At 38.5% G+C, this 5780-nt stretch carries 7 protein-coding genes; 4 read left to right on the forward strand and 3 right to left on the reverse strand.

Features of this window, described 5'->3' with window-relative positions; genetic code table 11:
* Positions 1 to 119: 119 nt before the first annotated feature.
* The gene (locus tag CWR48_RS13170; protein ID WP_115773715.1) at positions 120 to 509 is read right to left on the reverse strand and encodes a hypothetical protein; all 390 of its coding nucleotides are present in this window, start codon (positions 507 to 509) and stop codon (positions 120 to 122) included.
* A gap of 99 nt (positions 510 to 608) precedes the next feature.
* Positions 609 to 1175 carry a hypothetical protein gene (locus CWR48_RS13175; RefSeq protein ID WP_245976804.1) on the reverse strand — a complete coding sequence of 189 codons (567 nt, stop codon included), beginning with the start codon at positions 1173 to 1175 and terminating at the stop codon, positions 609 to 611.
* Between the two features lie 207 nt (positions 1176 to 1382).
* Between CWR48_RS13175 and CWR48_RS13185 the strand changes: the two genes are divergently transcribed.
* From CWR48_RS13185 to mftD, 3 genes are all read left to right on the forward strand, one after another.
* Positions 1383 to 1985: a site-specific integrase gene (locus CWR48_RS13185; protein WP_115773716.1), complete on the forward strand. Its 603-nt coding sequence runs from the start codon at positions 1383 to 1385 to the stop codon at positions 1983 to 1985.
* Between the two features lie 16 nt (positions 1986 to 2001).
* On the forward strand, positions 2002 to 2220 hold the full coding sequence (locus CWR48_RS21085; protein ID WP_342772461.1) for a tyrosine-type recombinase/integrase: 219 nt from the start codon (positions 2002 to 2004) through the stop codon (positions 2218 to 2220).
* A 468-nt stretch (positions 2221 to 2688) separates the two neighbouring features.
* Entirely contained in the window at positions 2689 to 3876 is a 1188-nt protein-coding gene (gene mftD / locus CWR48_RS13195) for a pre-mycofactocin synthase MftD (RefSeq protein ID WP_115773890.1), read from the forward strand.
* An 871-nt stretch (positions 3877 to 4747) separates the two neighbouring features.
* Here the strand turns inward: mftD and CWR48_RS13205 are convergent.
* Positions 4748 to 5125, reverse strand: a complete 378-nt coding sequence (locus CWR48_RS13205; RefSeq protein ID WP_115773718.1) for a VOC family protein — start codon at positions 5123 to 5125, stop codon at positions 4748 to 4750.
* Positions 5126 to 5402: 277 nt separating this feature from the next.
* Between CWR48_RS13205 and CWR48_RS13210 the strand changes: the two genes are divergently transcribed.
* Positions 5403 to 5711, forward strand: coding sequence for a YunC family protein (locus CWR48_RS13210; RefSeq protein WP_115773719.1), 309 nt, complete (start codon positions 5403 to 5405; stop codon positions 5709 to 5711).
* The last annotated feature ends 69 nt before the right edge of the window (positions 5712 to 5780 follow it).

Genomic DNA, 5780 nt, shown 5'->3' on the forward strand with positions numbered 1-5780 from the left:
TTCTCTTCTAATAATAGCATAATATTCAAACAATGTTTCTGGAAGAAAAAGACGACCGTTTCGAGGGCCGTCCTGTTTAACTCTTGCACCCGTTTGTTTAAGTACATCATTTCACAAAACTAAAAATTTTGCTCTTCCCATTTATCAGAAATTACAGCTTTAATAAACTTTCCTTTTTGAACTTCGATAGCTATTGCTTCTTTTTTGCTAATATCTGTGATTTCATAATACTTTGTCCCAACTTCATATTCATTAGAGAAGTTCCCACCTGTATTAGAACTTTCCAAGTCTGAATATGAAGTAACTTTACCGATTTCTTGACCTATTTTGTCTTCTTTAACTTCCTTTTCTGTGACAACATAGGTTTCATTTTCCCATTTAACGAATGGATATGCCCAGCTTGCACTAGCATCAGTCTGTATTTCATTCTCTGATTTACCATCATTTAAAGAACAACCAGATAATAATAATAGAATTCCAGAAATTATTACTAATAATTTCTTTTGCATAGAAACACCCCCATATATTAGACGGTTCATTTACAAAACAGTTTCATCAATTTTTTCATTAACCTGCATCTTTATTTGATTGTTAACTGCAATGCTCTATTATAAAACTGTCTCGGCTGGCGTAAATGCTTCCCATTGATTATATTTCGTTTTTATTGATGAAATAAACCAATACTCTCTAAATGGTTCTAAATTCTTTTCCACGATTATAATCTTCTGCCCACCACCAAAATCTCCATATGATGCCCATAAATCGTACTTAACGGTATATCGCATTTTGGATTCGCTAAGCTTTTCTACTTTGGTAAAACGAAAGTTACTAACTGAAGGGCTTGACTGACCTGTCACCCAGCGAGTTTCCTCAAATTTTCTCCTTGATTGTTTTTGAAGTGAAGGGGACAACATCGCATATTGAACAGCACCACTTCGATTATTTACGCCTAATATCCACAATTCAACGGCTTGTTTTGGTTCGCCTACCATCAAACCATTCATAAAAGACATTAACTGGATTTCTAAAGGATTGAGTTGTCGGACTTCAGGAATTTTTTCCTCAAAAGAAGAAGGAGTATCGTTCGTTTTTGCATTTACTGTTCCATAATACAATCCACAAATTAGTATACTAAATAAAACCAATAAAAGAGGTTTACTTTTATCCAATTTCATCACCCTAAATTATATTTAGGTTTAGATTATCCTGTTCTGTTACAATCATTCTTTCTTCAACTAAACTGCGCCCTTAGCTTAATAACATACTTTATTTTAACATTTAATTCCACATTCCCGTTTAGAACATCCAAAATTGTTCAAAAAATTATTTTATTCCGCGGATTGGAGATGCTTATTATAAATCTAATTAGGGAGTGATTTGATTTGCTGTTGTCAGAAGCTGCGAAATCTTATGAGGCAGATAAGAGAATTGAGGACTTTTCCCCACAAACTTTAAACGCTTATAGTCTTCAAGCGAAGTTATTAGTTAACTATATTGGTAACACCAAAATGAATGACATTACAATCCAGCATCTAAAGCAATATTTAGCTGAATCAAGCAATGAATTGAAACCACCCGAGTTTGTCTATCGAATAAGATTTATCCGATCCTTATTTCGTTGGTCACACGAGGAAGGAATCATTGATAGTAACCCTGCTAGTAAAATAAAAGAACCAAAGGTCGGGAAACGTATTCCGAAATTCTTAACAGAAAGAGAAATTGAGCACTTACGAGATGCTTGTTTTACTCCAATGGAGAAATCCTTATTCGAATTTATGTTTTCAACAGGTTGTCGTATTGGAGAAATTGTGACACTTGACCGAAATAGCATTAATTGGGGAAGCCAAGCTGCAATAGTCCGAGGCAAAGGTGATAAGGAAAGAGAGGTATATTTCAATATCCGATGTGATATATGGCTGATGAAATACTTAAATAGTAGGAACGACAATGATTCAGCTATTTTTGTTACAGAACGTTCTACATAGGATGAGTATTGCTCAAATGAGATACATAATTAAACCTATTTCTAATCGTGCTGGAATTAATAAAACCATTCATCCTCATCAATTAAGGCACAGTTACGCTACTCATCTCTTGAATAACGGTGCTCCACTTGAAGTTATCCAAAGTCTTCTGGGACACGAGAAAAGCGAAACAACACGAATTTATGCTCAATTAAGTGGGAGACTTAGGCAAGAGTTTTATAGAAAGTATTTTTAGATCATTTAAGAGCAACGCAATAAATATCTCGTTGCTCTATTCAATTTTTGCATCAGTTTGTTTAATAAGATTCTTCTTTTTCTATATCCCCATCCTTTATTTAAGTCTTCTTTTTCCAACCGTTTCAAACGTGAATTTGCGCTCATTTTACACCCTTACTTTCTTCTAACTCTTTGTATATTTTATTTACCTTCTGCTGTAATCTAGGGCTTAATGGCTGTATTTATGTATTCCTGTAATTACAATGAGATGATAGGTATAAACTAGTAGGATTAAAATCATAGGCAAATAGTTTGATAGAGACCTTAATTTTCATTATAATCAGAATTGTAAGCGTTAACTCTAAAAGAGTTAAATAGAAGCGCTTTTTTTTGATGGAGGTTATTTTTAATGAGTAGATTATCTAGAAATTTAGCTATTATCGCTGGTGCAGCTGGAGTTTTAACGTACTTAGGGAGGCGAGAGGACATGGCACGACGGCCAATCGAAAGCATCGCCGATGCTCAGAGACGCGCAAAGCGACGCATACCTGGCCCAATCTATAAGGCTCTCATCTCGGGAAATGAGAAGGGCGTCACGATAAGGGACAACGTTGACGCCTTCAGCGACATCGGTTGGCGACCCTTGGTTGCACGTGAGACCTACGAAGAACAGCCGCTGGATCGCGATCTATCATCGACGGCACTTGGAATGGACCTCTCAGTGCCATTCATGATTGGACCCGCAGGAGCACAAGCCGTTGACCCCCGTGCAGAGGTCGCAGTGGCCGCCGCGGCCAAGACCGTGGGCACCGCGATTGGGCTCAGTTCGTTTGCCACTAAACCGATCGAAGAAGTGGTGGCTGCGAACCCGAACGCGCTCTACCAATTGTACTGGACCGGTTCAAAGGATGACATCCTCTGGCGTATGGAGCGTGCCAAAGCCGCGGGGGCGAAAGGGTTGATCATCACACTCGACGCAACGGGGGGTGGCCTTGGACGTCGCGACTGGGACAGCCCGCCCGTCCCCGCCAAAATTGACCTCGAAGCGCTCATTCGGTTCGCACCGATGGCTCTCTCGCGACCAGGATGGCTCGCTCGCTTCCTCTTTGGAGGCGGCATCCCCGACCTTGCCGTGCCCAACTCGGCTAACGGCCCCGGTGAAAACCCGCCGTTCAGCACCATCTACGCGGAGCTGATGCAAACCCAGGTCCCGACGTGGGACGACGTGAAATGGCTACGCGAGGAGTGGGGCGGAAAATTCGTCGTTAAGGGGATTTTCCGCTCCGACGAGGCCCGACGCGCAATCGACATCGGCGCCGACGCTATCGTAGTCTCGAATCACGGCGGTAACAACCTTGACAGCACCTACGCATCAATCCGCGTGCTCCCGGCAATTGCGAAGGCCATCGGTGACCAAGCCGAAGTATGGTTCGACGGAGGGATTCGCCGCGGGATGGACGTCGCGAAAGCATTAGCCCTAGGCGCCGACACCGTACTGCTTGGTCGGGCATGGCTATGGGGACTGGCCGCCGGTGGCGAGAAGGGAGTCCTCGATGTGCTCCGCATGCTTGAGGACGGTCTGCATTTTGCCCTAGTCGGACTTGGGCACCGATCAATCAATGAACTCAGCCCCGACGACATCGTCGCGCCCGAGGGATTCTTTATCCAGAGCTAATCGGTCAGGCTACCTTTTTCTAGGATAACAATTACTTCAATAATAAGTTTTAATTAAATTCACAGACGAAGATATATATCTTCGTCTGTTTTATTTATTAAAGTAACTTATTTACTATTATGTTACTTTGGTTTAGATTACAAAAAGATAATTTCTCCACGTTAAGTATAGAACTATCTTGCAATTACTACGTTTACTAACCTGCCCCGTTAGCACAAGAAGAATTTTTTCTCTTAAACACTCGCACCATTTAGTTGAAGAGTGAAAATACTCTTTAGAAAAAACGATTAGTCTCTGTCGTTATTCTCTTGATTTTTAGAATTCTTATCTTGCTTTCCCTAAAATTATAAAAAACCTACCGATGATAAAATAACTAATATAGTATAAATAATCCCCAATGTTATCCCCCTTACTGATTAGCAACTTACTCAACTAAACTGTCAGTTATTAAAATCCTCGTTGCTGCTTATTGTAGTAACGCATCAGTTAGTGAGAAATGATGAATCATATTTTTTTCTTAATCAAATTTATTACATAGTAAATTTGTGCAATTAAAAAGGAAAGAAGAAAGATAATTATCGCTCCCACTGTGTAAACTGCTTTCTCTGTGGGATTACCATCGTTTAAAAATAACGAACCAAATATAAAAAAGAGAATAACACTTACAAATAAAGTTAAAAAGAAAACACTAATATATTTTGACATATCATTTCACCTACTAAGAATAACAAAATTAAATTCATCAAATTTATTATACTTTTTATTATTCATTTTTTCATACTTCTTTCACTAAACTGCGCCGGTAGCAAAAGAAGCGACTTTCCTTATTTTACAATCGCACCGGTTAAATAAAGAAATTAGATATGACGAACTAGATTTGTAATTCACTCATTAAAGCGTGTGTATTTCCTTCAGTATCTTTAAAGAAAGCCATCCACGTTTCTCTTTGCTCCATTTTTGCAACGATGTGAGGTTGGTCAATAAAGGAAACTCCTTTTTTAATTAATTCTTTAAAAGCTTTTTTTATATCTTCTACCTGAAAATAGATAACAGAACTTGAATTTGCAAATTCCTTTTTTTCAGGAATGGTAAGAAGAAGCCGTTGCCCATTACATTCAAAGAATGCCATACTGTCTGTACTAAAAAGTAGAGGTAACCCTAACACTTCTTTATAAAATTCAATCGCATTTTCTACGTTTTTTATTGGCACTCCGATTTGTCCAACTTTTTGAATTACATTAGCTTCCATTATTATTCCTCCATTCATTTCATCTTACTTTTCAACACTTGATTTATAATCCTAATGGAATGAACCACTATCTTGTTAATTCTATTTAATCCGAACATTATCCTCCTTATTCAATTAAACTGTCACTTTAATACAATAAGCGACTGTCCTTATTGAACAATCGCACCAGTAAGAGCAAAAAAAAACCTGCTGTATGTCCATCTTTCACCTGAGTAACACTCTGCTAGCCTTATACATACAGATATAAAGTATCTTACAAAGGAGGCGTGTTTTACTTATGATTACAGTGAACCCATTAGAAGTTGATGGCATATTTTTCACAGCGATTACGGTAGAGCTACCAAAGACGAGATTAATAACAATCTCCAATGATATCGGTTATATTATGTGCGGAGCACTTGATGTGGATATATTTAATGAAGTTCCGAAATTAATGGAACGGAAGGCAATTGCTGCTAGAGCCGTTGGTGTAAGAACAATCGAACAGTTATTAAATGCTCCATTAGAAAAAGTTACAAATGCGTCAAAGGAATATGGCTGGGAAGTTGGCATGATTGGTAGAGATGCACTCGTTAAGATTTCTTAATTTATATGTCTTCCATATTTGGGAGGCATTTTTTTTTTTTTTGTAAGCGAATGATTAATTCGGAACTTA

Origin of the sequence: Oceanobacillus arenosus (assembly GCF_003369575.1) — a bacterium.
GTDB lineage: Bacteria > Bacillota > Bacilli > Bacillales > Amphibacillaceae > Oceanobacillus > Oceanobacillus arenosus.

Bases quoted from the DNA above. Each gene is read 5' to 3' on its own strand.
- CWR48_RS21085 (WP_342772461.1), top strand. From the start codon at position 2,002: ATGAGATACATAATTAAACCTATTTCTAATCGTGCTGGAATTAATAAA.
- CWR48_RS13210 (WP_115773719.1), top strand. From the start codon at position 5,403: ATGATTACAGTGAACCCATTAGAAGTTGATGGCATATTTTTCACAGCG.
- CWR48_RS13205 (WP_115773718.1), bottom strand. From the start codon at position 5,125: ATGGAAGCTAATGTAATTCAAAAAGTTGGACAAATCGGAGTGCCAATA.
- mftD (WP_115773890.1), top strand. From the start codon at position 2,689: ATGGCACGACGGCCAATCGAAAGCATCGCCGATGCTCAGAGACGCGCA.
- CWR48_RS13170 (WP_115773715.1), bottom strand. From the start codon at position 509: ATGCAAAAGAAATTATTAGTAATAATTTCTGGAATTCTATTATTATTA.
- CWR48_RS13175 (WP_245976804.1), bottom strand. From the start codon at position 1,175: ATGAAATTGGATAAAAGTAAACCTCTTTTATTGGTTTTATTTAGTATA.